22 protein-coding genes are annotated in these 24,123 nt (G+C 59.1%); 16 read left to right on the forward strand and 6 right to left on the reverse strand.

Translation table 11 applies throughout. From position 1 onward, the window contains the following. Positions 1-6: 6 nt before the first annotated feature. Together HMPREF9695_RS03735 and HMPREF9695_RS03740 are read right to left on the reverse strand one after the other, a co-directional pair. On the reverse strand, positions 7-3,165 hold the full coding sequence (locus HMPREF9695_RS03735; RefSeq protein ID WP_006019458.1) for an efflux RND transporter permease subunit: 3,159 nt from the start codon (positions 3,163-3,165) through the stop codon (positions 7-9). A gap of 15 nt (positions 3,166-3,180) precedes the next feature. Further along, positions 3,181-4,293 carry an efflux RND transporter periplasmic adaptor subunit gene (locus HMPREF9695_RS03740; RefSeq protein ID WP_245258756.1) on the reverse strand — a complete coding sequence of 371 codons (1,113 nt, stop codon included), beginning with the start codon at positions 4,291-4,293 and terminating at the stop codon, positions 3,181-3,183. On the opposite strand from HMPREF9695_RS03740, the gene HMPREF9695_RS26855 reads away from it, so the two are divergent. Together HMPREF9695_RS26855 and HMPREF9695_RS25570 are read left to right on the forward strand one after the other, a co-directional pair. Then, positions 4,175-4,501 carry a hypothetical protein gene (locus tag HMPREF9695_RS26855; protein ID WP_245258773.1) on the forward strand — a complete coding sequence of 109 codons (327 nt, stop codon included), beginning with the start codon at positions 4,175-4,177 and terminating at the stop codon, positions 4,499-4,501. The two genes, HMPREF9695_RS03740 and HMPREF9695_RS26855, sit on opposite strands and share 119 nt — an antisense overlap. Positions 4,502-4,578: 77 nt before the next feature. Beyond that, complete coding sequence (locus tag HMPREF9695_RS25570) at positions 4,579-5,367, forward strand: cysteine rich repeat-containing protein (RefSeq protein ID WP_006019460.1); 789 nt, start codon at positions 4,579-4,581, stop codon at positions 5,365-5,367. Between the two features lie 15 nt (positions 5,368-5,382). Here HMPREF9695_RS25570 and HMPREF9695_RS03750 read toward each other — a convergent pair whose 3' ends face one another. Continuing rightward, positions 5,383-5,739: a hypothetical protein gene (locus HMPREF9695_RS03750; RefSeq protein WP_006019461.1), complete on the reverse strand. Its 357-nt coding sequence runs from the start codon at positions 5,737-5,739 to the stop codon at positions 5,383-5,385. A 203-nt stretch (positions 5,740-5,942) separates the two neighbouring features. On the opposite strand from HMPREF9695_RS03750, the gene HMPREF9695_RS03755 reads away from it, so the two are divergent. The 3 genes from HMPREF9695_RS03755 to HMPREF9695_RS03765 all read left to right on the forward strand — a co-directional run bounded on the left by HMPREF9695_RS03755 (position 5,943) and on the right by HMPREF9695_RS03765 (position 8,280). After that, positions 5,943-6,164 (forward strand): cysteine rich repeat-containing protein, encoded by a 222-nt coding sequence (locus tag HMPREF9695_RS03755; protein ID WP_006019462.1) that lies wholly within the window; start codon positions 5,943-5,945, stop codon positions 6,162-6,164. Positions 6,165-6,235: 71 nt separating this feature from the next. Then, positions 6,236-6,448 carry a hypothetical protein gene (locus tag HMPREF9695_RS26860; protein WP_083875159.1) on the forward strand — a complete coding sequence of 71 codons (213 nt, stop codon included), beginning with the start codon at positions 6,236-6,238 and terminating at the stop codon, positions 6,446-6,448. 572 nt (positions 6,449-7,020) lie between these two features. Further along, positions 7,021-8,280 carry a Glu/Leu/Phe/Val family dehydrogenase gene (locus tag HMPREF9695_RS03765; RefSeq protein ID WP_006019464.1) on the forward strand — a complete coding sequence of 420 codons (1,260 nt, stop codon included), beginning with the start codon at positions 7,021-7,023 and terminating at the stop codon, positions 8,278-8,280. Between the two features lie 212 nt (positions 8,281-8,492). On the opposite strand, the gene HMPREF9695_RS03770 is transcribed toward HMPREF9695_RS03765, so the two are convergent. Next, positions 8,493-8,987 (reverse strand): Lrp/AsnC family transcriptional regulator, encoded by a 495-nt coding sequence (locus HMPREF9695_RS03770; protein WP_006019465.1) that lies wholly within the window; start codon positions 8,985-8,987, stop codon positions 8,493-8,495. 94 nt (positions 8,988-9,081) lie between these two features. Between HMPREF9695_RS03770 and HMPREF9695_RS03775 the strand changes: the two genes are divergently transcribed. Beyond that, the gene (locus HMPREF9695_RS03775) at positions 9,082-10,272 is read left to right on the forward strand and encodes a diaminopropionate ammonia-lyase (RefSeq protein WP_006019466.1); all 1,191 of its coding nucleotides are present in this window, start codon (positions 9,082-9,084) and stop codon (positions 10,270-10,272) included. A 14-nt stretch (positions 10,273-10,286) separates the two neighbouring features. Here HMPREF9695_RS03775 and HMPREF9695_RS03780 read toward each other — a convergent pair whose 3' ends face one another. Both HMPREF9695_RS03780 and pxpB read right to left on the reverse strand, forming a co-directional pair. Further along, positions 10,287-11,321: a 5-oxoprolinase subunit C family protein gene (locus tag HMPREF9695_RS03780; protein ID WP_006019467.1), complete on the reverse strand. Its 1,035-nt coding sequence runs from the start codon at positions 11,319-11,321 to the stop codon at positions 10,287-10,289. After that, positions 11,318-12,043, reverse strand: coding sequence for a 5-oxoprolinase subunit PxpB (gene pxpB, locus HMPREF9695_RS03785; RefSeq protein ID WP_006019468.1), 726 nt, complete (start codon positions 12,041-12,043; stop codon positions 11,318-11,320). The genes HMPREF9695_RS03780 and pxpB overlap by 4 nt, the downstream gene beginning before the upstream one ends. Positions 12,044-12,300: 257 nt before the next feature. On the opposite strand from pxpB, the gene HMPREF9695_RS03790 reads away from it, so the two are divergent. The 10 genes from HMPREF9695_RS03790 to cofH all read left to right on the forward strand — a co-directional run bounded on the left by HMPREF9695_RS03790 (position 12,301) and on the right by cofH (position 24,079). Continuing rightward, positions 12,301-13,077 (forward strand): GntR family transcriptional regulator, encoded by a 777-nt coding sequence (locus HMPREF9695_RS03790; protein WP_245258711.1) that lies wholly within the window; start codon positions 12,301-12,303, stop codon positions 13,075-13,077. Between the two features lie 134 nt (positions 13,078-13,211). Then, on the forward strand, positions 13,212-15,575 hold the full coding sequence (locus HMPREF9695_RS03795; protein WP_006019470.1) for a xanthine dehydrogenase family protein molybdopterin-binding subunit: 2,364 nt from the start codon (positions 13,212-13,214) through the stop codon (positions 15,573-15,575). Continuing rightward, positions 15,572-16,411: an FAD binding domain-containing protein gene (locus tag HMPREF9695_RS03800; protein WP_006019471.1), complete on the forward strand. Its 840-nt coding sequence runs from the start codon at positions 15,572-15,574 to the stop codon at positions 16,409-16,411. The genes HMPREF9695_RS03795 and HMPREF9695_RS03800 overlap by 4 nt, the downstream gene beginning before the upstream one ends. Then, positions 16,408-17,616 carry a xanthine dehydrogenase family Fe-S subunit gene (locus HMPREF9695_RS03805; RefSeq protein WP_006019472.1) on the forward strand — a complete coding sequence of 403 codons (1,209 nt, stop codon included), beginning with the start codon at positions 16,408-16,410 and terminating at the stop codon, positions 17,614-17,616. The genes HMPREF9695_RS03800 and HMPREF9695_RS03805 overlap by 4 nt, the downstream gene beginning before the upstream one ends. A gap of 107 nt (positions 17,617-17,723) precedes the next feature. Continuing rightward, complete coding sequence (locus tag HMPREF9695_RS03810) at positions 17,724-18,500, forward strand: LamB/YcsF family protein (RefSeq protein ID WP_006019473.1); 777 nt, start codon at positions 17,724-17,726, stop codon at positions 18,498-18,500. A gap of 41 nt (positions 18,501-18,541) precedes the next feature. Further along, entirely contained in the window at positions 18,542-19,201 is a 660-nt protein-coding gene (npdG, locus tag HMPREF9695_RS03815) for an NADPH-dependent F420 reductase (protein ID WP_006019474.1), read from the forward strand. 9 nt (positions 19,202-19,210) lie between these two features. Continuing rightward, a complete protein-coding gene (gene cofE, locus HMPREF9695_RS03820) occupies positions 19,211-19,978 on the forward strand; it encodes a coenzyme F420-0:L-glutamate ligase (RefSeq protein ID WP_006019475.1) in 768 nt (255 codons plus the stop codon). Then, positions 19,975-20,955: a 2-phospho-L-lactate transferase gene (gene cofD, locus HMPREF9695_RS03825; protein WP_006019476.1), complete on the forward strand. Its 981-nt coding sequence runs from the start codon at positions 19,975-19,977 to the stop codon at positions 20,953-20,955. Before cofE ends, cofD begins: the two co-directional genes overlap by 4 nt. Continuing rightward, complete coding sequence (gene cofC / locus HMPREF9695_RS25200) at positions 20,955-21,653, forward strand: 2-phospho-L-lactate guanylyltransferase (protein WP_006019477.1); 699 nt, start codon at positions 20,955-20,957, stop codon at positions 21,651-21,653. The genes cofD and cofC overlap by 1 nt, the downstream gene beginning before the upstream one ends. Beyond that, positions 21,653-24,079 carry a 5-amino-6-(D-ribitylamino)uracil--L-tyrosine 4-hydroxyphenyl transferase CofH gene (cofH, locus tag HMPREF9695_RS03835; protein WP_006019478.1) on the forward strand — a complete coding sequence of 809 codons (2,427 nt, stop codon included), beginning with the start codon at positions 21,653-21,655 and terminating at the stop codon, positions 24,077-24,079. The genes cofC and cofH overlap by 1 nt, the downstream gene beginning before the upstream one ends. The last annotated feature ends 44 nt before the right edge of the window (positions 24,080-24,123 follow it).

The raw sequence follows: 24,123 nt of genomic DNA on the forward strand, positions 1-24,123 counted from the left end.
GGGCGGCTAGGGCCCTGCTGCGGCCGGCTGTGCGCCGGCCTTCTTTGCCTTACGCTCGGCGCGCCGGTTCTCTAGCCGCTGTATCACGACAAAGAATGTTGGAACGAACAGAACCGCAAGGCAGGTCGAAGCGAGCATTCCGCTGAACACGGTAATGCCGATTGACTTGCGGGCGCTCGCGCCGGCGCCGGTCGCGAACACCAGCGGAGCTACACCGAGGATAAAGGCAAACGACGTCATCAGGATTGGCCGGAACCGCGCCCGTGCTGCTTCCACAGCAGATTCCAGCAGCGGCTTGCGATCCCGGACGTGAAGTTCGAGCGCAACTTCCACAATAAGAATGGCGTTCTTGGCCGAGAGTGCGATCAGCAGGATCAGGCCGATCTGCGTATAGAGGTTGTTCTCGATCCTCAGTCCCGTCAGGACTGCCATCGGCCCGAGCAGAGATAACGGCACCGCCAGAATGACCGCAATCGGCGCGAACCAGCTCTCATACTGGCCAGCCAGAACCAGATAGACCAGCAGCAAGGCGAGGCCAAACACGTAGTAGATTTGGCTGCCGACGGCTTTCTCCTGATACGACATCGCGGTCCACTCATAGCCCGTGCCCGGCGGCAAGGTCTTGTCGGCGATCTGTTCCATCAGCGTGATGGACTGGCCGGAACTGTAGCCCTGTGACGGCAGTCCAATGATGGTGGCGGACGGGTAGAGATTGTAGAGGCTAATGAGAGAGGGACCTACCGCCGGTGTGACCGTTGCGATCGTGCCGAGCGGTATCATCGCGCCTTGCGAGTTGCGTATCGTGAGATTCTCGATGTCCTTTGTCGTCAGGCGAAACTGGGCGTCGGCTTGCGCATAGACCTGAAAGGTGCGTCCAAATTTGTTGAATTGATTGACATAGGACGACCCGAGATAGGCCGCCAATGTGGAAAACACCTGATCGGTCGTGATATGCAGCGTTTGTGTCTTGATCCGGTCAACCTCGACGTCGAACTGCGGGACCATGGAGCGGAACGGCGAACTGACGCGTTGCAACGCGCTCTGTGTCTGGGCGTTGGCGACGACCGCCTGGGTGACGGCTTGAAGTTTGCCGAAATCGGAGTTGCCGTCACGCAGTTCAACCTGCATGGCAAAGCCGGCGGCATTACCGATGCCCTGAATAGGCGGGGGCGGAAGCACAAAAATCCGCGCCTCCGGTATCGCTTCGAGCTTCTGGTTCAGCCCGACAACGAGTGATCGCAGATCTTCTCCGGGGCCCCGCGCGTCCCAATCCTTCAAAATGAGATATGCAACACCGGCATTGGCGAGACTTGAGCTGTTGTCGAGTGCCGATATGCCAGAGATTCCGATAACTTGCGCTACGCCGGGTGTTTTGCCGGCGATCTCGGTCACCTGATCGAGGACGCGCTGGGTGCGGTCCAGCGCGGCGCCGTCCGGCAACTGCACGGCAGCCAACAGGTATCCCTGGTCCTCGATCGGGATAAATCCGGTCGGCACGCGGGAGAGACCATAGCCGCCGATCGCAATCAGGATCAGCGCGACGACCACCGAGACATTGCTGTGCTGGACCATCCGATCGATGATTGAGGTGTAACCTTTCTCGATCCGGTCATAGATCGAGTTGAAGCCGCGATAGAACCAGTTGCGTTGCTCGGGCGGAACCGGACGCCGGAGCCACAGCGCGCACTGCGTGGGTTTCAGGGTCGCAGCATTGATGGCGCTGATCAGAGCAGTTGCAGCGATCACCAGCGCAAATTGTGCATAGATGCGGCCTGTCAGGCCGGGCAAGAAGGCGGCCGGCAGGAACACCGAGACCAGGACCAGCGTGATCCCGATGATCGGCGCAAACAACTGATCCATTGCCTTGATCGCTGCGTCATGGCCAGACATGCCCTGTTCGATGTTGTGGGCGGCACCTTCGACGACGACGATGGCGTCGTCGACCACGATTCCGATCGCGAGCACGATGGCAAACAGAGTGGACAGGTTGATGGTGAAGCCTAGCGCCGCCATCGCGGCAAAGGCACCGATAATGGTGACGGGGACCGTCGTTGCCGGAACCAGCATGGCGCGCCAGTCTTGCAAGAACACAAGAATGACGACAAGCACCAGAAAACCAGCCTCGATCAGCGTCTTGTAGACTTCGTGGATGGATGCTGAGACAAATTTCGTTGTGTCGAACGGGATGTCGAACTGCACGTCCTGCGGGAACCCGCGTGCCAGCTCGGCCATCTTCTTCTTTACGGCTTGCTGGACCTCAAGAGCGTTCGCTCCGGGCGACTGGAACACGCCGATCCCGGTCGCGGGCTTTTTGTCGAGCGAGAATATCTGGCTGTAGGTCTGGGCGCCGAGTTCAACGCGCCCGACGTCGCGAACGCGCGTGACATCGCCGTTGCTGCCCGTCTTGACAATGACATCGTCAAATTCGCTCGTTTCATCCAGCCGGCCCTGAACATTCAGCGTGTACTGGAATGCCTGTCCCTGCGGTGTCGGCGGCATTCCTATCTGACCGGCCGTGACCTGCTGGCTTTGCTGCTGGATCGCTTGAATGACGTCTTGGGGCATCAATTCGAGAGCCTGAAGCTTGTTCGGATCAAGCCAGACGCGCATTGAATACTGGCCTGCGCCGAAGACGTTCACGCTGCCGACACCGGGCAGCCGCGAGAGTTCATCCCGGATGTTGATCGTGGCGTAGTTGCTCAGATAGAGGCTGTCGTAGGTGGCATTCGGCGACGTCAGCGTCACGAACAGAAGAATTGCCGTCGATTTCTTCTGAACCGTGACACCCTGGGTTTGAACCGACTGCGGCAACTGCGACAGCGCGCTGGAGACCCGGTTCTGAACCAGCACCTGCGCAAAGTCGAGATTGGTGCCGATCCTGAATGTCACTGTGAGCGTATAACTGCCGTCGGCGCCGCTATAGGACTGCATGTAAAGCATGCCCTCGACACCATTGACCTGCTGCTCGATTGGCAGTGCCACGGTGTCAATGACCGTCTTGGCGCTGGCGCCGGGGTAGCGCGTTGTGACCTGCACAGTAGGAGGAACCACATCGGGATATTGCGCAACGGCCAGGCTAAACAGCGCAACACCGCCGATCAAAATCATCAGGATCGCGATGACGTTTGAGAGTACCGGCCGTTCGATAAAAAATTTCGAGATCATGGCCGTCCTCGGTCCCTAGTTCGCCGAAGCGCGAGGCTGATCTATCTTTTGTAGCTGAGGATCGACCTTCTGACCGGGGATTGCGCGAAGCAGGCCGGCAATAACGACAGGATCATCGGCCTTCAGGCCGCTCTCGATCACGCGCAATTCGCCCTCGAGAGGCCCGGTCTGAACCTTGCGCTGCTCGACGACATTTTCCTTGTTGACAACAAGGACATATCGTCCCGCCTGGTCGCTGCCGAGCGCGACATCAGGAACGAGCAGGGCATCCTGCTTATCGAGCGGAACGCGGACGCGCACATAGTATCCGGGAATCAACACACGGCTAGCGTTTTGAAAGATCCCGCGTACCGCAAGTGTGCCCGTTGCCTGGTTGATGGTTGGCGAGGCGTAGTCGAGTTTACCCGTGTGCGGATAACCAGCCTCGGTCTGTAGACCGACTTCGACGGGAGTGTCTTTGAGGTCTTTCGGTGTCATCCCTCTTTTGGCGGCGGCAGCGCGTATGCGTAGAACGTCCTGTTCGTTGACGTTGAAGTTTACGTAGATTGGATCGAATGCGACAATTGTCGCCAGCTGGGTTGGAGAGGCGGCGCCCACCAGTTCTCCAACCGAAACAAGGTGCGCGCTGACGATCCCGTCAAACGGCGCCGTCACATTGGTGTAGCCGTAATTGACGGCCGCAATCTTGGTGTTGATCTGAGCCTGTTGCAGATTGGCCTGCGCGTTATCACGCGCGGATGTGGACTGTTCCAGCGTTGCTTGCGAGACGATCTGTCTGGTGACCAAGTCCGATTGACGTTTGAAATCGGCTTCTGTCTGCTTCAACGAGGCCTGCGCACCGGCTTCGGCGGCCTGCGCCTGCTCAAGTTTCAATTTGTAGGTTTCAGGCTCGATCGTGAACAGTGTTGTACCTTGCTTTACGAACGCGCCGTCTTCGTAGCTGATTGTCTGAAGGACACCCTGTACGCGCGCCACCAGATCGACTGACTTGAATGGAGCGGTGTTGCCGGTGGCTGTCAAATACCGCGTGATTGTGCGCTGCACGGGAACACCGACATCGACTTTCGGCGGCGGCGGCGGGACGAAACTATTCTGTTCGCAAGCAGTTAGCGCGGCCAGTGAAAATATGACGAGAGGAATACGCGGGATAGCAGATGCGCTGCGCTTGGCGGCGCCGGGAAATTTGATGCTGGCCGGACACGAAGCTCTCATTTCGGTGCCCTATTCAAAATTTTTTGCGGAAATTATTCCGCTCGGAAATTGCGTCCGCAGCCTTATGGATAACAACAATCCACTTGCGGTGGAACCCAAAAGAGAAAATGATATCGCCAACTAAGAATTTGCTGACAAGTTTTTTGGAATTCACTTCTGTTGCGGGCATTGTCCTTCGGACGCCAATAGGGATTTCTTCAAATGACCGACACGTTGAAACGTGTGGCAGCGCTATGGTCGCTCTCTGTAATGATCGTTCTGGCGACAGCAATGTCAGCGATATCCCAGCAACCTACTGACGAACAACGAAATGCCATCCGCTCGGCGTGTCGTTCGGATTATGAAGCGAACTGCGCCAGCGTACCGCCGGGTGGTGCAGCGTCGTTGCAGTGCCTGCAGAAAAACATGTCGAAACTGTCCGGCTCCTGTCAGCAAACGGTGAAGGCCATCGAACCCGCGGCCGCGCCGAAGGCAGAAACCGCTCCGGCACCTGCCGCTCCCGCACCGGCGAAAGCTGCTGCGCCTGCAGCAGCTCCGAAGGCCGCTGCGACGACACCCTCGCAAAAGCCCACAGACGCACAGACTGCAGCCATACGCAGCGCCTGCCGCTCCGACTATCAGAAGAATTGCGCGAGCGTCCCGCCTGGAGGCGCACCGGCTTTGAATTGTCTGGAAAAGAACAAGTCGAAACTTTCGACGAGCTGCCAACAGGCGGTGAATGCTGTCAGCGGCGGCACTGCCGCTCCAGCCGAGGGGAGCGCAGCACCGGCAGCAAGTTCTGCGGCGGCTCCCGCGCCTGCATTGGTTTTGCGGCCGATGCGGCCACGCGAGGAGCTGTTTGTCCTGCGATCAGCCTGCGGTGGAGACGTTCGCACGCTTTGCGGAGGCGTCGCACCCGGTGGCGGCCGTATCGTGCAGTGTCTGGCTGTGCGGGCTGGTTCGCTGTCACCCGCGTGCAAGGATGTACTGAGCCAGTTCGCGGCGCAGTAATCGCCAAACCGGCAGTTACTCTCCGCGGAAGGCAAGGATCAACTGGACCAATCGGACGCTCAAGACGATGTAACAGATCGACATGGCGATTTGGTAAGCGATATGCCAATTCAACTTTGAAAGTTTATACAAGCCGTCGAGAAAGTTCAGAACGAGAAGAACGATACCAAACAATTCCACGCCGCGGCCAATGAGGCCGTGCCGTAAGTAGCCGAACAAAAGTATGGCGGGGTCAGTGCTGGAGACATGTGCGCCTGCCGATATCACCAATGTAGCCACGATCATTTTTTCGACGTGACCAAACATTTCCTTCGAGGCTGGTTCGACATGGTCAGCGTAGAACGTAAGCCACTTGGCTCTGATATTCTCCATGGTTTTCCCCCGCGACTGTGGCCGGTTTCGGATGCGCCGGCTTTGAGCAGTTGCCCGATCAGAGATTTTAAATCGTCTTAGTACAACGGCTACCAGACAAAGAAGCAAGAACCTCCGCCCGTCGTTTCCCAAGGCAACTGCGGGCGTAATGGGGACTTTGCCTGCCGCGTAGGATCAACTGAATCGGAAAAGGGAGCATACACATGCGACATGTCATACTGATTGCCGCTCTTCTGTGCGTTTCCGGCGCTGCGTATTCGCAGGATTTGACGGCCGAGCAGCGTAGCGCCTGCATGGGTGACTATGAAAAATTCTGTAAGGGCGTCGAGCCGGGAGGGGGGCGAATTATCGCTTGTCTGTCCAAGTCAAGCGACAAGCTCACCGCGGCTTGCAAGAAAGTCCTAATCGCTGCGGAGAAGAAGTAAGTCAGCGGCGCTGACGGCTTGAGAAAATCGCTTGTTTCAAGGATCAAACAAGACAGCTTTGGGAGTTTGCCATGCGCTCATTTCTGCTTATTGCATCTGCCGTTCTGGCGTTTTCCGGGACAATGGTTATTCGAACGACGGACGCCGGTGCGGTGGTTTGCGCGAAGGGTGTATACCGCGCCGGTTGCGCTGGAGCTCGGGGAGCCGTTGTTGTTCGCCGTCCACCAGCTGTAGTTTGTCGTACGGTGTGGGTTGATGGCGTGCGTGTACGCCGCTGTAGGTAACACGGGCTCTGCTTGTTGCAGGTCGTCTCTTGGCGTATCGGCTTGATCAGATGTTCAAGATGATGAGTTGCCTTTTATCTTCCGGCAAGGCGTCTATACGGTGGACGACATTCGCACAATGTTTGTGAGGGATGGAGCGAGGTGTTCAAGCCAAACACCGACGACATGCGTGATGCACCGCCCATCCCGCTGATCACGGCGCTTCAGGATATAGGAGCAGTCGTGAACGTCTTCGGCGATCATGGCCACTCCGTCATTGTGGATCTTCGCAATATCTACTCGCCGGACGAAGTCTCGCGAAATGGCATTCTGTATTGCGGGGTAGGGCGACCGCAGCCGGTAGCAGACGGATTTCCATGATTGCAGAACAGCTTGCGGCGCTAGATGCAGCGCAGCATCGCGCTCCATGCTCAATTCTGGAAGTGAATTCCGCAGCCAACGCGCACCAGGCTTGCTAATGTGTGGATGAAGAATCGCTCCCGGCGATTGCCATGCTTTCGTGAAGCTATCGGTGCCCGCTCAGCAGACGTGACCAGCTCTTCCTCTACCTCCAATTAACAGGTGCGACATAGATGACAGTCTATAGCGGTCCGGTTTTTGAGATGGCTGTGAAGCAGTTTGGTGTCATCGCGGACTATCTGGCGATTCCGAAGGACGATCGCGACAGACTTCTCATGCCGAAGCGCGCGATTGTTATTTCATGCCCTGTCCATCGCGATGATGGATCGACCGCGGTCTTTGAGGGGTATCGCGTTCAGCATCATCTGACGCTCGGTCCGACCAAGGGCGGCACACGCTTCGCTGCAAGCGTTGATCTTGGTGAAGTTGCCGCGCTCGCAATCTGGATGAGCTGGAAGTGTGCGCTTGTTGGCTTGCCATATGGCGGCGCCAAGGGCGGTATCGGCGTGGATCCCTTGAGCTTGTCCGCACGGGAGCTGGAAAATCTCTCTCGCCGTTACATGCAGGAGATGATTCCGTTTGTCGGGTCTCACGTCGATGTGATGGCGCCGGATATGGGGACGAATGAACAAGTGATGGCGTGGTTCATGGATACATATTCGATGTATCAAGGACGCACCGTCACCGAAATCGTAACAGGCAAGCCGGTCAGTGCGGGCGGGACCTTGGGGCGGCGGGAAGCGACGGGACGCGGGGTCGCTCATCTGGCCAAGCGGGTGATGCTTGAACGTGCGATCACCTTGAACAATGCAACGGCCGTGGTTCAAGGCTTTGGAAACGTCGGATCGATCGCGGCCGCAGAACTGCAAGCAATGGGTGTGACTGTCATCGCAGTCAGCGATCATACCTGTGCCTTGCATCGTGCCACGGGTCTGGATGTCACCTCCTTGATCAGGTATGTCACCGAACACGGGAGCCTTCAAGGATACTCCAAGGAACTGATGTGCGACCCATCTACCATCCTGACGCTGCCTTGCGATGTCCTTGTACCGGCGGCTACCGAGCGCGTTATTGACGCGACCATCGCCGAAAAATTGCAATGCAAGGTTCTCGCGGAGGGTGCGAATGGTCCCACAACCCCCGATGCCGACCTCGTGCTCGAAAGACGCCAGGATGAAATTTTCCTGATACCCGACATTCTTTGCAATGCCGGTGGTGTCGTGGTCAGCTATTTCGAATGGGTGCAGGATTTGCAACAGCTCTTCTGGGAAGAAGAAGAGGTGATGCAGCGTGAATATCAGATTCTCGATCGAGCTTTCGATCAGATGGCTGTGCGCGCGAAACGCGACAAGATCTTTAATCGGACGGCCGCCATGGCCATCGGTGTGGAGCGTGTACGCGCCGCAAAGACGACGCGCGGGCTGTTTCCATAGGTGGAAGAGCGGCACTCCGCAATTTCAAATAAATCCCGGCTGTATTCTGAATTCGGGCGATCTCCACCCGCCGAACGATCTTCGCACACAGGGGATCATGAAGCCCCGTCTCTGACGATCGTGCATGAAGGCGCCGGCGAGAGTTGTGCGCGGGCCTGTTGTGCGGGCATTTCCTTTTGAAGCGTTGATAAGATTTGGCGTCGGAAAAAATTTCAAAGGCCTTTGCCCGGTATCAGCGGCACCCTCAGACTCGTCTTGACGCGGTTCATCGCGACAAACGTATTGAAGTGCTTCACGTTCCGGTTTTCGAGGAATAGGCGGCGGCTGAGCTGCTCATACTCTTCCATGGTCGACACGGTGAGGACGAGGATGAAGTCCGCAGCACCTGTCACGTAGTAGCATTGCTGAACTTCAGGTGCCGCGGCGAACTCACGACGCGCCGAGTCCATCAGATCCGCCTGTTCGCTGTCGATCTGTACTTCCACGACAATCGTAATAGGCCGCCCAACGCTGGCGGGATCAACAATTGCCACGTTGGATTGAATAACGCGCGCGTCTTCCATCCGCCGGACACGCCGCTGCACGGCGGCGGCCGACAGATTGACGGATTTTCCGATCTCCTGAAGCGAGGTGCGGTTGTTGACCTGCAACTCCTCGAGAATGGCGAGGTCGAATTCGTCCAGTTGGATGCTTTTTGAAGGTGCCATCGATTTCTCGCAAAATTGTTGCGCTTAGACCATAAAATCAGGGGTAAAATAGCACGTCAAGTAAGCTAATTTTGCATCCGAAAGAGGTGCAGATATGATTGAACGCAACAAGAGCATCAACCGCGGCAAGACCCTCCTAGCCCTGGATCAGGAGATGTTTGGACCGGTGGCCGCCGAAAAAGCGCTGGCAATGCTGCGGCTGCACCCGAGTTATCGGCCGTCGCCGCTGCGCTCTCTGGGCGAGGTGGCGGCCACGGCGGGCGTGCGATCGGTTCATATCAAGGACGAGAGCGGGCGGTTCGGGCTTGGCAGTTTCAAGTCGTTGGGCGGTGCTTACGCCGTGGTTTGTCTCGCGCTTGAAGAGGCGGGCCGCGTGCTCGGCCGCTCCGTGCTTCCCGGCGAATTGCTCGACCCCGACGTGCGCGCTGTTGTGCGCAATATCAATGTCGGCTGTGCGACAGACGGCAATCACGGCCGGTCCGTTGCCGCCGGAGCCAATCTCGCCGGATGCCAGGCCAATATCTTCGTTCATGAAGGCGTCAGTCCTGAGCGGATCGCGGCGATTGCGCGCTTCGGCGCCAATGTTATCGAAGTTGACGGCAACTACGATGACGCGGTCGCTGAAGCAGAACGCGTCTGTCATGCCAACAACTGGATCATTGTATCCGACACGTCGTGGCCGGGTTACGAGCGCATTCCTCGTCTCGTGATGCAGGGCTACACCGCGATGGTCTCCGAGATTCTTGATGAAATGGCGGAACTGCCGACGCATGTATTCTTGCAGGCAGGTGTTGGCGGGTTTGCCGCCGCCATTGCTGCAAATCTCACGCTCCGTAGCGGCACTTCCCGGCCCAAATTCATCATTGTCGAGCCTGATCGCGCGGCGTGTCTGCTCGCCAGCAATGAGGCCGACGCGCCGGTCAAGATCGCGCCAGTCGAGCCGACCGTGATGGCGATGCTAGAATGTTACGAACCATCGATGCTGGCGTGGGGCATTCTTTCCCGGCTGGCGGAAGCCTACATGACCGTGCGTGATCCCGATGCGATCGCTGCGATGAAGCAGTTAGCTCGAGCGGAAAATGGACGAAGCCGCGTGGTCGCAGGTGAAAGTGGTGGCGCAGGCCTGGCCGGTCTGCTCGCTGCGGCCTCTGATCCGCAGGGCCGCGAATTGCTTGGATTGAACGCGAATTCGCGCGTGCTTCTCTTCAATACCGAGGGTGCGACCGATCCCTCGATCTACAAGAGCCTCACCGGCGTCGATCCGCGCATTCTTGTCCCAGCCTGATCGGGAATTCCTGATCAAGCCATGGCGTCGACTACGCCATCAATCAGGTTGCACGTATATAGCGCCTTGAGATTGATGCCCTGCATCTCGCTTACGGGCCGGATGTCCTGAATGATGTTCAGGACATCCTGATGCTCCGCCCGGCGGATCGCTTCGGCTTCTTCCCGTGAGACAGCTTTGAATCTCACGGTGCGACCGGCGCCGCGGACGCCGAGCAGCGGCAAGTCAGCGGAGATGACCGTGGCGATCTTTGGATAGCCGCCTGTCGTCTGGGCATCGACCATCAGAACAATGGGAAGCTTCGAGCCGGGCACCTGAATCGATCCGGCAACGATACCGTCCGAGACGATGTTGTAGTCGCTCTTGTGTGCAAGAGTTGGGCCGTCGAGGCGAAACCCCATCCGGTCGGATGCCGGCGTAATGGTGTAAGTGCTCGACAGAAATTCGCGGATGGCATCTTCAGTGAAATAGTCATCCTGCGGGCCGAGCACGACGCGGATCGGCTGATCAAAACGGAGATTGCGCTGTTCGCTCAGAGTGACTTCTTCGCGCACCGCGACGTCCTCGATTGATCCGTCGAGGACATCGCCACCGCGGAGTTGCCGTCCGGACATTCCGCCAAAGCCGGCGCGCGTATAGGTCGATCGGCTGCCGAGGCACAGCGGGACGTCGAATCCGCCCTCGATCGCGAGATAAGAGCAGAACGCATCGCCGCCCAGACGCACGCGTACGATCTCGCCTTTGGTCAACCGGATCGACTGTCCCGAAGGGATAAAGGGATCTTCGCGCCCGACGATATCGAGCCCGCCGCCGCTCCCGACAAGGGCCACGCGGACGGATGAGCTGACAACCTCCAGTTCAGGACCGGAGCCGATGATTTCCAGACACGATGCGTTCTGCCCGTTTCCCACTAACGCATTTGCCAGCGTGAAGCCGCTGCGGTCGAGGGCGCCGGAAACTGGCACCCCGACGTGCTGAAAGCCGCGCCGTCCTTCGTCCTGCACGGTGGTGTGAAAGCCGGGCGCGATAACTTTGAGCACAGAAATCACGCCGCAAGCTCCGTGCTGTCCGGAATGTAGTCATTGCGGTCCACAGCTTTGCGAATTCGGTCAAACTCTTCCGGTGTGACCGGCTCGAACTTGACGCCGTCACCGGGGCCGAGCAGGGACCCCCTTGCCGATGCCGCATCAAAGAAACGAACGGGCGAGGTTCCGATCAAATGCCAGCCTCCGGGGCTCTCGTATGGGTAGACGGCGGTCATGCTGGTTGCGATCGCGAGCGAGCCGGGAGGAACGCGCAGGCGAGGGTCCGACCTGCGCGGCAATTGCAGTTTCTCCGGCAAATCGCCCATGTAGGGATAACCGGGGACAAATCCGATCATGTAGACATGATATTGCGTGCCGGCGTGGAGCGCTGCGACTTCAGAAACCGAAAGACCTTTGGCCTTTGCTACCTCTTCGATATCGGGGGCGAATTTCGGATCGTAGCAGGCGGGGATGGCCCATAACCGCTTACGGTGGGTTGATTGAGCGGGTTGGTCCACGAATGCTACAATAGCTTGCTCAAGTTCGCTGCCGGTTGTCGTCAGCGGGTCGTAGTTCACGCTGAGCGAACGGAATGTGGCGATCACCTCGGTCACGCCAGGCAATCTGGCTTGTTCCAGAGCCGCGGCCAAGGCCAGGACACGATCGCTAATCTTGCGGTCGATGGCAGATCCGAACTCGATCACAAGGGCGCTGTCCGCCGCCTTTAAAATCCGGAAATCAGCCATGCGGTCCACATTCATTTGATTGATATTATAGTACTAAAGATAGTACGACTTCGTCAAATCCTCCTTGAATATCCGTGCAGGCAGGACGAAAATCGAGCGTGATCCACTCGGCGAAAGTTCACGCTTTGGCTCATGTCGCCCCGTCAGCTAGCGCATTGCTTTGATGTCGGCGTCAGTTATGATCTTCGCTGCGAGTCCCAGATTCCAGAAGAAGTAATAATGTGTCCAGACTGTTAAAGGCATACGACCGCAGCAGAGTGCCCCTGTATATTCAGGTCGCATCGGTGTTGAGGACACGGATTCAATCCGGGCAGTGGAGCGCTGGGGACAAGATTTCCACGCTTGAAGAACTCGAACGCGAGTTCGAGGTGGCGCGCGTCACGGTAAGGCAAGCTGTGGACATTCTGCGCGAGGAGGGCCTGCTTCAGGCGCGCCAGGGACTCGGCACCTTTGTTTCGAAGAAGACCCAGGACCGGCATTGGGTCAAGCTTGCGACCAGTTGGGCCACCTTGATCGAATCGCTCAAGGACAACGTGCCGCGGCGGCTGGCGATCGATGAGGGCGTGGCTCCGCCTGTTCTGGGAGAGTCCGATGGCGATCTCGCCTCCAGCTACGTCAAGCTGCGCAGCGTTCAGTACCGCAATGAGGATCCTTATTCGGTCGTCAATCTTCTTCTGGCGCGGGAAATCTTCGATCTGAACCCCGTACGGTTCAAGAATGCGGCCGCGCTTGTTGTCATCGACGCCATGGATGAAATTACCCTGTCCGAGGCGCATCAGACGCTGACGATCGGTAGCGCGGACCCCGAAATCGCAGATCTTCTGAAGATTTCGATCGGCGCCCCGACCGTCGAGGCCCACTGCGTTGTTATTGATGACGGCGGTATCGCGATCTATGTCGGCGATATCATTTACCGCAGCGAAAGTATCAAGCTGCAAATGGATCTTTTGGGTACCAAGCCGCTGCGGGAAAAGAAAACGCGGAACGGGCATAAGGCCGTCAACCTGTCACGTCGGAAATCCGGAAAAGCCTAGTTCCGGGGCGCTGAGCAGCTTTTTTCAGCAGCTTTACTTTGTTCCAGAATTCGCGCGAACGAGGTCTTGCTATCGTCCTAAAAATAGGATGAATTTGGCGGGTGGTGTTCCGCCTTCCGTTGAAGGAAATTGGTATGGTTGAGCAAGGGGTAGGCGCGCGGCTTCTCCGCAAGGAAGATGACCGCCTGATGCGCGGACGGGGCGAATTCGTCGGCGATATACGGTTGCCCGGCATGCGCGATGTGGCCTTCGTCCGGAGTCCTCTGGCTCACGCGCGGATCAAGGGCATACGGATTCCGCCCGAGTACCGCGACACTGTTTTCATTGCGGCTGACCTTGAAGGTGTGAAGCCGATCCGCGCTGTATCGGGCCTGCCGGGTTTCAAGGTTTCCGAGCAGCCGATTCTGGCCTTCGAAAAAGTGCGTCAGGTCGGCGAACTGATCGCCATGTGCGTCGCGGATACGCGGGCGGAGGCGGAAGACATTGCCGCCGCCGTGGAGGTGGATTTCGAGGAATTGCCTGCTGTTCACGACATGCTGCTCGCGAAGCGGCCGGATTCGGCGCTGCTCCATGAGCACTGGGGGGATAACATCTTCCTGGAGACGTTCGTCGATGTGAATATGGAAGCGGCGTACGATGCGCCCATCAAGATTACCCGAGAAATTTCCACGGCTCGCCAGAGCATGGCGCCGATGGAAGGTCGCGGTACCGTTGCCATGTGGCACAAGCGCATGGACCAACTGGTTCTCTACACCGGAAACCAGCAGCCGCACATCGTGCGCAACGGTCTTTCGGAGTGTCTCGGCCTCGAACAGATTCAGGTGCGCATTGTTTCGCCGGACGTCGGTGGTGGCTTCGGCTACAAGGGCATCGTGCTGACGGAAGACGTCTGTCTCGGCTGGCTTGCAAAGCGTTGCGGCTATCCCGTGCGCTGGATCGAGGACCGCCGCGAGCATCTCACCGCAGGCGCCAATTGCCGCGAGCATCACTACAACATCACCGTCTATGCCGACCGCGACGGCAAGCTGCGCGGTGTTGAGTGTGAGGCGACGGTCGATTCAGGGGCCTATTCGTCCTATCCGTTCTCGGCCTGTCTTGAGGCCGCGCAGGTCGCGAGCATTCTGCCGGGACCTTACGATTTTCCGTCCTATCGCTGCCGGACGTGGTCGGTCGCGACCAACAAGTGTCCGATTCTGCCGTATCGCGGCGTTGCACGCACGGGCGTCTGCTTCGCCATTGAACTGATGATGGACGCCATCGCCCGTGAGACCGGTCTCGAGCCCTACGAGGTGCGGCTGAAAAACCTCGTGCAGCCGGAGCAGATGCCGTTCGACAATATCACCAAGAAGCATTTCGACAGCGGCGATTATCCGGAGTCGTTGCGTCAGGCGCTGGCCAAGATCGATTTGCCGGCCTTGCGCGAACGTCAGAAGAAACCCGAGGCGGATGGGCGCCTGATCGGCGTCGGCCTGTCGGTCTATTGCGAGCAGGGCGCACACGGAACATCGGTTTACGCCGGTTGGGGCATTCCAATGGTGCCGGGCCACGAGCAGGCGACCGCGCGCATGACGCCGGACGGCGGACTCGAACTGCGCGTCGGTGTCCACTCCCACGGGCAGAGCATGGAAACCACGCTGCCGCAGGTCGCGCATGAGATTCTGGGCATCGATACGGCCAAGATCAAACTGGTGCACGGTGACACCGAATATACGCCGTACTCGACCGGAAGCTGGGGATCGCGCTGTGCGGTGATGGCCGGCGGAGCGGTTGCGACGGCGTCGCGCGAGCTCGGCAAACTCGTGCTCGGAATCGGCGCGCATCTGCTGCAGACGGATATCAGCAACGTAAAACTCAGCGACGGCGTCGTGGTCGGGCCGAGCGGCAGCGTCACCCTGCAGGAAGTCGCCTACACCTGGTATCGCCGCCCGCAGGATCTTCCTCCGTCGGTCGATCCGCGTGGCCTCGAAGTGACCATCGGATACAAGCCGGTGCGTGACTCCGGCACGTTCAGCTACGCCTCCCACATCGCTGTCGTCGCGGTCGATCCGGAAATGGGCGACATCGAGCTCCTCGATTACGTGATCGTCGAGGATGGCGGGAAACTCATCAATCCGATGGTGGTCGACGGCCAGATTTATGGCGGGCTCGCGCAGGGGATCGGCACCGCGTTGTACGAAGAGATGAATTTCGACACATCCGGTCAGCCGCTTGCGTCGACGTTCGCGGATTATCTGTTGCCCGGTCCGACCGAGGTGCCGGAACCCAAGCTCGGCCACATGGAGACCTTGGCGCCATACACCGAGTTTGGTGTGAAGGGCCTCGGCGAGGGGGGGGCGATCGCGCCTCCGGGAGCTATCGGCAATGCGGTCAATGACGCGCTGAAGTCGCTCGGTGCTGAAATACGGCACTCGCCGATCACACCGCGCAGGGTGCTGGAGGCAATCGAGGAAGCCAAGAGCACAGCACGCGCAAAGGCCGGTGAAGGAGTGCTCGCGTGAAGCCGGTTAATTTCGATTACGCGCGTCCCGGTGACGTCGGTGCAGCTCTCAAGCTGATCAGTGACGACAGTCTCACGGTCAAGATCATGGCTGGCAGTCAGTCGCTGGGGCCCATGCTCAACATGCGCCTCGTGCAGCCAGATCTTTTAGTGGATATCACCGGTATCGACGAGCTTCGCAGCGTTGATCAACGGTCCGACGAGATCGTGCTTGGCGCATGCATCACCCACGCGGACATCGAAGATCGGCGCGTGCCGGACGTGACCTGCGGTGCATTGCCGACAGTGGCGCGCGGCATTGCCTACCGCGCGGTGCGCAATCGCGGGACCATCGGCGGCAGCCTGACCCACGCCGATCCTTCGGCGGACTGGCATTCGATCATGGCAGCCGTCGGCGCCAAGGTTATGCTGCGTGGGCCAAAGGGCGAGCGTACCATCCCGGTTGAGGAGTACATGGTCGGCGCCTTGGAAGCCGATTTGCAGCCGGGCGAGATGCTGGTCAGCGTCACGGTCCCCAAACTCAGCAGCACGGCGCGATGGGGTTATTACAAGAGCTGCCGAAAGACCGGTGAGTTCGCGCATGCCATCGGGGCATTCCTTTCCGATCCGGATCGCGGGGTCAGCCGTGTCGTCATCGGGGCGACGGAGAGCCGGCCCATCGTGGTCGCTGAAGCCAGCAACATCCTTGGCGACGGAGGCGCCGAGCGCCTTGGCGCTGGTTTCAACAGTCAGGCGATTGGCGAGGTCATTGAAGCGGCGGGTATGACCGATCCGCTCGACAAGCAAACACATATTGTCGCGTTGCGGCGCGCTATCGAACAGGCGCAATCGGCATGAATACAGTCAGCCTCACAGTTAACGGTAAACAGGTCAGCGCGAATGTTCAGCCGCGCACCCATCTCGCCGATTTCGTGCGTGAGACCCAGAATCTCACCGGCACTCATCTTGGCTGCGAGCACGGCGTTTGCGGTGCTTGCACGATTTTGGTCGATGGTGTGCCGACGCGCTCGTGCATCACCTTTGCGGTTGCCTGCCAGCAGGCCGACGTGACCACGATCGAGGGTCTCGACAACGACGAGATCGCAACTGAATTGCGCGCCGCGTTCACGCAAGAACATGCGCTGCAGTGCGGCTATTGCACGCCGGGAATGCTCGTGTCCGCTCGCGATGTGGTGCTGCGGATGCAAGCGCCGAGCGATCATGACATTCGTGTCGCGATGAGCGGCAACCTGTGCCGCTGCACGGGCTATGTCGGCATCATTCGTGCGGTGCAGCGCGTCGTCGAAGCGCGCCGCAGCCGGGGTATTGCCGCGATTCCAAACGGCAATCGGACGCGGCTTGGCCCGTCAGGGTCGGGACATTCGGTCCCGGTGGCTGCCGGCTCCGCGCCCCGTGCAGTCGCGACGCTAGGAACTGCAAAGAAAGTCAGCGCGCCGTCCGCGTCCTCCGCGCGTATGGATCCCGACTGGAAGCCGCAGACAACATTCAACCAGAGCTTTACCGTTGCGCACCCGGTCGATGTCGTGTGGGACTTCTTCGGCAATATCGCCGGCGTTGCCTCTTGTCTTCCCGGCGCGTCGCTGGCGGGGGAGCCGATTGACGGCCGTGTCGAAGGTCAGATGAAGGTCAAGGTCGGCCCGATCTCAGCGGAGTTCCAGGGCGTCGCCGATATCACTCGCGATGATGCGAAGCGAACCGGGACCATTATGGGTTCGGGCAAGGACAAGCGCAGCAACTCTGCGACGCGTGGCATGGTCGGGTACGCCGTTAAGCAGGGCGACAACCCCAATGAAACACGTGTGGACGTCAGCATTGGGTTCACGCTGACGGGCGCACTGGCGCAGTTCAGCCGCTCCGGGCTCGTCCAGGACGTCGCCGGACGCCTGATCGCCATGTTTGTCCGGAACCTCGAGGCAAAGCTTTCCGGGAATACAGAGGCAATACAGGGAGAGGCCCCGGGCCTCGATGCAGCTTCGCTCGTGTTCGACGTCCTGAAGGCGAGGCTCAAGCGCCTGTTCGGGCGGCTTTTTGGCTCCCGTTAAGCGACGATATCGATAAAAGATATTGTCTTACTAACAATAGTACCTTATGTTCGGCGGGACCTTAAAAACAAGCACTTCCGCCAATCGCGCTAAATCCGGAGTGAGCAATGACCATCAAGATCAACCTCAACGCAGACATGGCGGAAGGCTTCGGCGCTTATCATATCGGCGACGATGACGGAATTCTGAAGATCATCGGGTCCGCCAACATCGCCTGCGGTTTCCATGCCGGTGATCCGCTGACCATGCGTCAGGTCGTTGCTGATGCTAAGCGCGCGGGCGTCAGCGTTGGTGCTCATCCCGGTTTCAACGATCTCTGGGGCTTCGGCCGCCGGCGGATCGACATGCGCCCCGACGATCTTGAGAATATGATCGCTTATCAGATCGGCGCGCTTCAGGCTCTGGCTTCCTATTCCGGTGTGAAGGTGACGCATCTGAAGCCGCATGGCGCGCTCAACAACATGTCGGCTGAGAACTACGATTACGCGCTTGCGATCGGTCGTGCGATCAAGGCGGTCGATGACAGCATCATCTATCTCGCGCTGTCCGGCTCCGAGATGGAAAAAGCCGGGCGCAGCCTCGGACTGAAGGTCGCGTTGGAAGGCTTCTGCGACCGCCAGTACGAAGAAGACGGTAATCTTACCTCGCGCAAGATTCCAGGCTCGGTTATCAAGGACCCGGCGGTTGCGACCAAGCAGGTCGTCGACATGGTGGTGAACAACACGATTACCACGCGGACCGGCAAGCAGATTCCCTGCAAGGTTCATTCGCTCTGCGTTCATGGTGACGAGCCGACTGCTGTCGCGCTGGCAAAGTCGGTGCGAGAGGGTCTCGAGAAGGCCGGTGTCAAACTGGTGCCGCTGACCGAAATGGCGCTCGACTGAACATTTGCAACTGACGTCGTATCTGAAGAAAGGCCGGTTACATGAGCGCTAAGCCAAGCATTGCTATTCTCGGAGGCACTGGCGATCTCGGTTCAGGTCTCGCAAAGCGATGGCTTGCTGCGGGGTATTCCGTGGTCATTGGTTCGCGTTCGGCGGAGAAGGCTCAGGCCTTTGCCAAGGAGCTTGGCGGCGGTGCCCGCGGCGACGACAATGTCGGCGCGGCGAAATCTGCCGACATAGTGGTGCTTGCCGTGCCGTTCGGCAGTCATGATGCGACCTTGCGCGAGGTAAAGGACGCGGTGCAGGGCAAGATCGTGGTTGATGCGGCTGTGCCGCTGGTGCCGCCGAAGGTGTCGGTCGTGCAGCTTCCTCCTGAGGGGTCGGCGGCGCAGATCGCGCAGACTCTGCTCGGCGAGGGTGTTAAAGTGGTTTCCGCGTTTCACAACGTCGGCGCCACGAAGTTACATGCAGGCGGTCGCGCGGATTGCGACGTGCTTGTATTCGGTAACGACAAGGAATCCCGTGACGTCGTGATCGGACTGGCGAACGAGGTTGCCAGTGCAGGTATCGATGGCGGCGTGCTCGCCAATTCGGCTGCTGCGGAGGCGTTGACGTCGGTTCTGATCGGAATCAATCGCCGTTACAAGGTTCCCGGTGCGGGCATCCGTATCACCGGGCTTTCTCCACCCGCTCCACAATGATCGTTCGCAATGGCGAAGAGCGTCACATATCATGCTGTACCCGGCATCCCGCTGATTGCTCCGGGCGATGATCTTGCTGCGCTCATTGTCGAGTCTCTGAACAAGGCGGAGCTTTCGCTGCTATCCGGCGACATCGTCGTAATCGCCCAGAAGATCGTCTCAAAAGCAGAGAACCGCTACGTTGCATTGAAGGACGTGATTCCTTCGGACAAGGCGCGAATGCTTGCCGATCAGGTCGGCAAGGACGCACGTTACATCGAAGTCGTTCTGTCGGAATCCGACGAGGTCGTGCGCCATCGTCCCAACGTCATGATCGTTGCACATCGGCTTGGATTCGTGATGGCCAATGCGGGAATCGATCAATCGAACGTCGAGCACATTAATGGCGAGGAGCGCGTGCTGTTGTTGCCGCGCGACCCGGATGGTGTTGCGGTGCAGTTAAAGGCCAGGTTTGACGCAGCATTCAGTGCAAAGGTTGGCGTCATCATCAATGACAGTTTCGGGCGTCCGTGGCGCAACGGCGTCGTAGGTGTTGCGCTCGGTGCTGCGGGTCTACCGTCATTGCTCGATATGATCGGTCAGCCGGATATGTTCGGCCGAAAGATGCAGATGACCGAAATCGCGGTGGCGGATGAGATCGCCGCCGGCGCGTCGCTGTTGATGGGGCAGGCGGCCGAAGGTCTGCCGGTGGTTGTGGTGCGCGGTCTGACATTCGACGCAGCGCCGCGTTCTGCATCGGCGCTGGTGCGCCCTCGCGAACGGGACATGTTCCGATGAGCGTCCAACCATCATCGCTTCGTGGACGGCCGGTCGTCGCGCTCTGCGGCGGCGTTGGGGGCGCCAAGCTGGCGCTCGGATTGGAGCGTCTTATCGGCGCCGATCTGACTGTAATCGTCAACACCGGCGATGATTTCGAGCATCTTGGACTTCATGTCTCGCCGGACATCGATACAGTTCTGTACACGCTCGGCGGTCTCAGCGATATCGAGCGCGGCTGGGGCAGGGCAGACGAGACCTGGAATTTCATGGAGTCGCTCGGCGGCTTGGGTGGCGAGACATGGTTCCGGCTCGGCGATCGCGATCTCGCGATGCATGTTGAGCGTACACGCGCGCTGCGCGCGGGAATGTCGCTCACGGATTTCACAACCGCGATGGCGCGCCGGCTCGGGATAGCTTCGCGCATCCTTCCCATGTCGGATGATCGCGTCGAGACCACGGTAATGACAGCCGATGGGCCGCTGCCATTTCAGCGCTATTTCGTCGGGCTGCAATGCGCGCCGGTGGTGAAGCGGCTTGAATTCAAGAATGCGGAGCATGCCGCGGCTTCCGATCAGGTTCTGGCGGCGCTCAATAACCCAAACCTTGCTGCTGTCATTGTTTGTCCGTCGAATCCATATCTGAGTGTCGATCCCATTCTGGCCGTTTTGGATATTTGGAATGCTCTCGAGCGCGTGACCGCGCCGATTGTCGCGGTCTCTCCGTTGATCGGTGGGCAGGCGGTGAAGGGGCCAACGGCAAAGATCATGGCTGAGCTAGGTGTGCCGGCGGACTCTGTCGCGATCGCCCGGCACTATCGCTTTATCGACGGATTGATCATCGACGAGACCGATCGTGGCGATGCCGGCAAGATGGATATGCCTGTGCATGTGACATCAACGTGGATGCGGAGCCTGGAAGACCGTGACCGGCTGGCAGCCGATTGCCTGGAGTTTGCGGAGCGGCTGGCAACCGCGGATAGAAGGAAAGTGACGTGATGGAAACGTTCGCTGAAAACCCTTCAAACATCTGGGCTGTTGTTCCTGTTAAACGGCTGAGCCAGGCCAAGCAGCGGCTCGCGCCGGTTTTGTCGCACAACGAGCGGGTCAAGCTTGCACGTACCATGCTGCACGAAGTTCTGACGACGTTGTGTGCCTCCGAACTTGCCGGCATTGTGGTCGTTACCAGCGACCCGATGGTTGCAAATCTTGCGTCGTTGTTCGATGCGAGGGTCGTCCACGATGGCACGGAAGCAGGTGTCAATGCGGCGGTTCAGCAGGGTTTGGAATCACTCGATGCAGCGGCAAGTGCACTGATTGTTCCGGCCGATGTGCCGTTTGCTACCGCAAGTGATCTGCGGGCGATCATCGCTGAACTTCAGCACAATCCTGTGGTGTTGGCGCCGGCCTTGTCCGATGGCGGCACCAACGCTCTCGCCATGCGCGCGCCAGATATGATCGTGCCGAAATTCGGCGAGGACAGCTATCTGCGTCATCAGATGCAGTCACGGGCGAAGGGCTTTGCCTGCGGCGTCGTCAGCTCGGACGGCATCGGGCGGGATATCGATCGCCCACAGGACCTGGTCGCGCCGATCGCGACCAGAAGGTATTCGCTGACAGCGGCGCTGCTCGCAGAACTGAATGTTTCAAACCGCCTGGGTGTTGGCGCGCTGCCGCTTTGCGTGAGGCATATGTGATGACGGTCCTTTCTTTGTTGAAGGAATTTCCGCTGGACCACCGATTGAGCCGCGACGAGGCGTCCGAGCTCATTCATGTGGGCGATCTCGATCAGCTTCTTGCCGCCGCTGCCGCACGGCGCGACGCTGTCCATGGGCATCAGGTATCGTATTCGCGTAAGGTCTTTATTCCGCTCACGCAGCTTTGCCGCGACGTTTGCCATTACTGCACCTTCGCGCATGCGCCGCGCAATGGCGAGAAGCCTTATCTCTCAATCGAGCAGATGGTTGCCATTGCGCAAGCAGGCAAGAAGGCCGGATGCAGGGAAGCGCTGTTCACCCTGGGGGACAAGCCTGAGTTGCGCTACCGCGTCGCTCGTGAAGAGCTGGACAGGCTGGGACATCTCACCACGCTGTCCTATCTCGCGGAAGCTGCAGCTGCGGTGTTTCGTGAAACGGGTCTGCTGCCGCATATCAATCCCGGTCTGATGAGCGGAGAAGACATCGACGCTCTGCGTAAGGTTTCGGTATCGCAGGGGATCATGCTGGAAAGCATCTCGGACCGCCTTGCCGAGAAGGGCGGTGCCCATCATGGCTCACCGGACAAGATTCCGGCCGCTCGCCTCGAAACGATGCGATTGGCAGGTGAACGGAACGTACCGTTCACGTCCGGGATTCTCATCGGTATCGGAGAGACGCGGCAGGAGCGCATCGACTCGTTGCTCGCCCTGCGCGATCTCAATGATCAGTACGGACACATTCAGGAAATTATCGTCCAGAACTTCCGTCCGAAGGCCGGCACGCGTATGGCGAATACCGAGTCGCCGGATGTCGAGGATCATCTCTGGACGATTGCGATCGCGCGGCTGATTTTCGATCCGGAAATGAACATTCAGGCGCCGCCCAATCTGAGCCCCAGTGCACTGGGCAGGCTTGTGGCAGCGGGCATCAACGACTGGGGCGGGGTGTCGCCGGTCACGCCGGATCACGTCAATCCGGAAGCACCGTGGCCGCATCTGCGGCTTTTGGAAGCAGCAACCAAGGCGGCGGGCAAGGATCTCGTCGAACGCCTTGCGATCTATCCGTCGTTCGCGCGCGATGCATCCCGATGGGTTGATGCTGGTTTGCGGACCTCGGTGCTCAATCACATTGACGGTGATGGTGCGCCTCGTGTCGATGACTGGTGCCCCGGCCACGTCGGGCAGTTGCCTTCACGTGAACTCGGCTGGATTCAAAGAGCGCCATCGGCCACACCATCCGCGAACCTTGGACAGGTGTTGGCGAAAGCGCAGCGCGGAGTCACGCTGGGCGAAGCAGAAATCGTCCGTCTGTTTCGGGCGCGTGGTGATGACTTCGCGGCCGTCTGCCGTGCGGCGGATGAACTGCGCCGTGAGAAGAATGGCGACACGGTGAGCTATGTCGTCACGCGCAATATCAACTACACCAACATCTGCTCATTCAAGTGTCAGTTCTGCGCTTTCTCCAAGGGCAAGATGAGCGAGAATCTGCGCGGCAGGCCTTACGATTTGGAGATGAGCGAAGTCGCCGGCCGCGTGGTCGAGGCTTGGGAGCGCGGCGCGTCTGAAGTCTGCATGCAGGGTGGCATTCATCCGTCCTATACCGGACAGAAGTATCTCGATATCTGCCGGGCGGTGAAACAGGCTGTACCGCAGATGCACATGCATGCGTTCTCGCCGCTGGAGATTCATCAGGGCGCTCAGACGCTGGGAATTCCTGTAATTGATTTTCTGCGCGAGCTGAAGGCGGCGGGCCTTGGCACATTGCCGGGAACCGCGGCCGAAATTCTCGATGATGAAGTGCGGGCGGTGCTGTGCGCCGACAAGATCAGCACCCAGCAGTGGCTCGATGTGATGCGCGCCGCGCATCAGGTGGGCTTCCGTTCGACCGCTACCATCATGTTCGGTCATATTGAGGGTTATCAACATTGGGCGCGCCACCTGCTGCGCATCCGCAATTTGCAAATGGATACCGGCGGCTTCACGGAGTTCGTGCCGTTGCCGTTCGTTCACATGGAAGCGCCGATCTATCTCAAGGGCCGCGCGCGGCCAGGCCCTACGTTCCGCGAAGCGATCCTGATGCATGCGGTCGCGCGGCTGGTGCTCAATCCGCATATCCCCAACATTCAGGCTTCCTGGGTAAAGCTTGGCGCCGATGGCGTTCGCCAATGTCTGATGGCGGGTGTCAACGATCTCGGCGGCACTTTGATGGACGAGAGCATTTCGCGCTCAGCAGGTGCATCCCATGGCCAGGAAATGACGCCGCAAGACATGGAAGCGATCATCCTTTCGACCGGGCGCAATCCGAGGCAGCGCACGACACTTTATCGCAATGCGGAAGAGGACGTCCGGTTGCGTTCGTTTGACGCGGCTGCTGCGCGAATGGCGGTCAATGGTGACAAAAACGTGCATGCCGCAAGTATTTCATAGGATCGGACAGCACCGGTCTGGACATCCTATTTTACTAACGTTAG

Origin of the sequence: Afipia broomeae ATCC 49717 (assembly GCF_000314675.2) — a bacterium.
GTDB lineage: Bacteria > Pseudomonadota > Alphaproteobacteria > Rhizobiales > Xanthobacteraceae > Afipia > Afipia broomeae.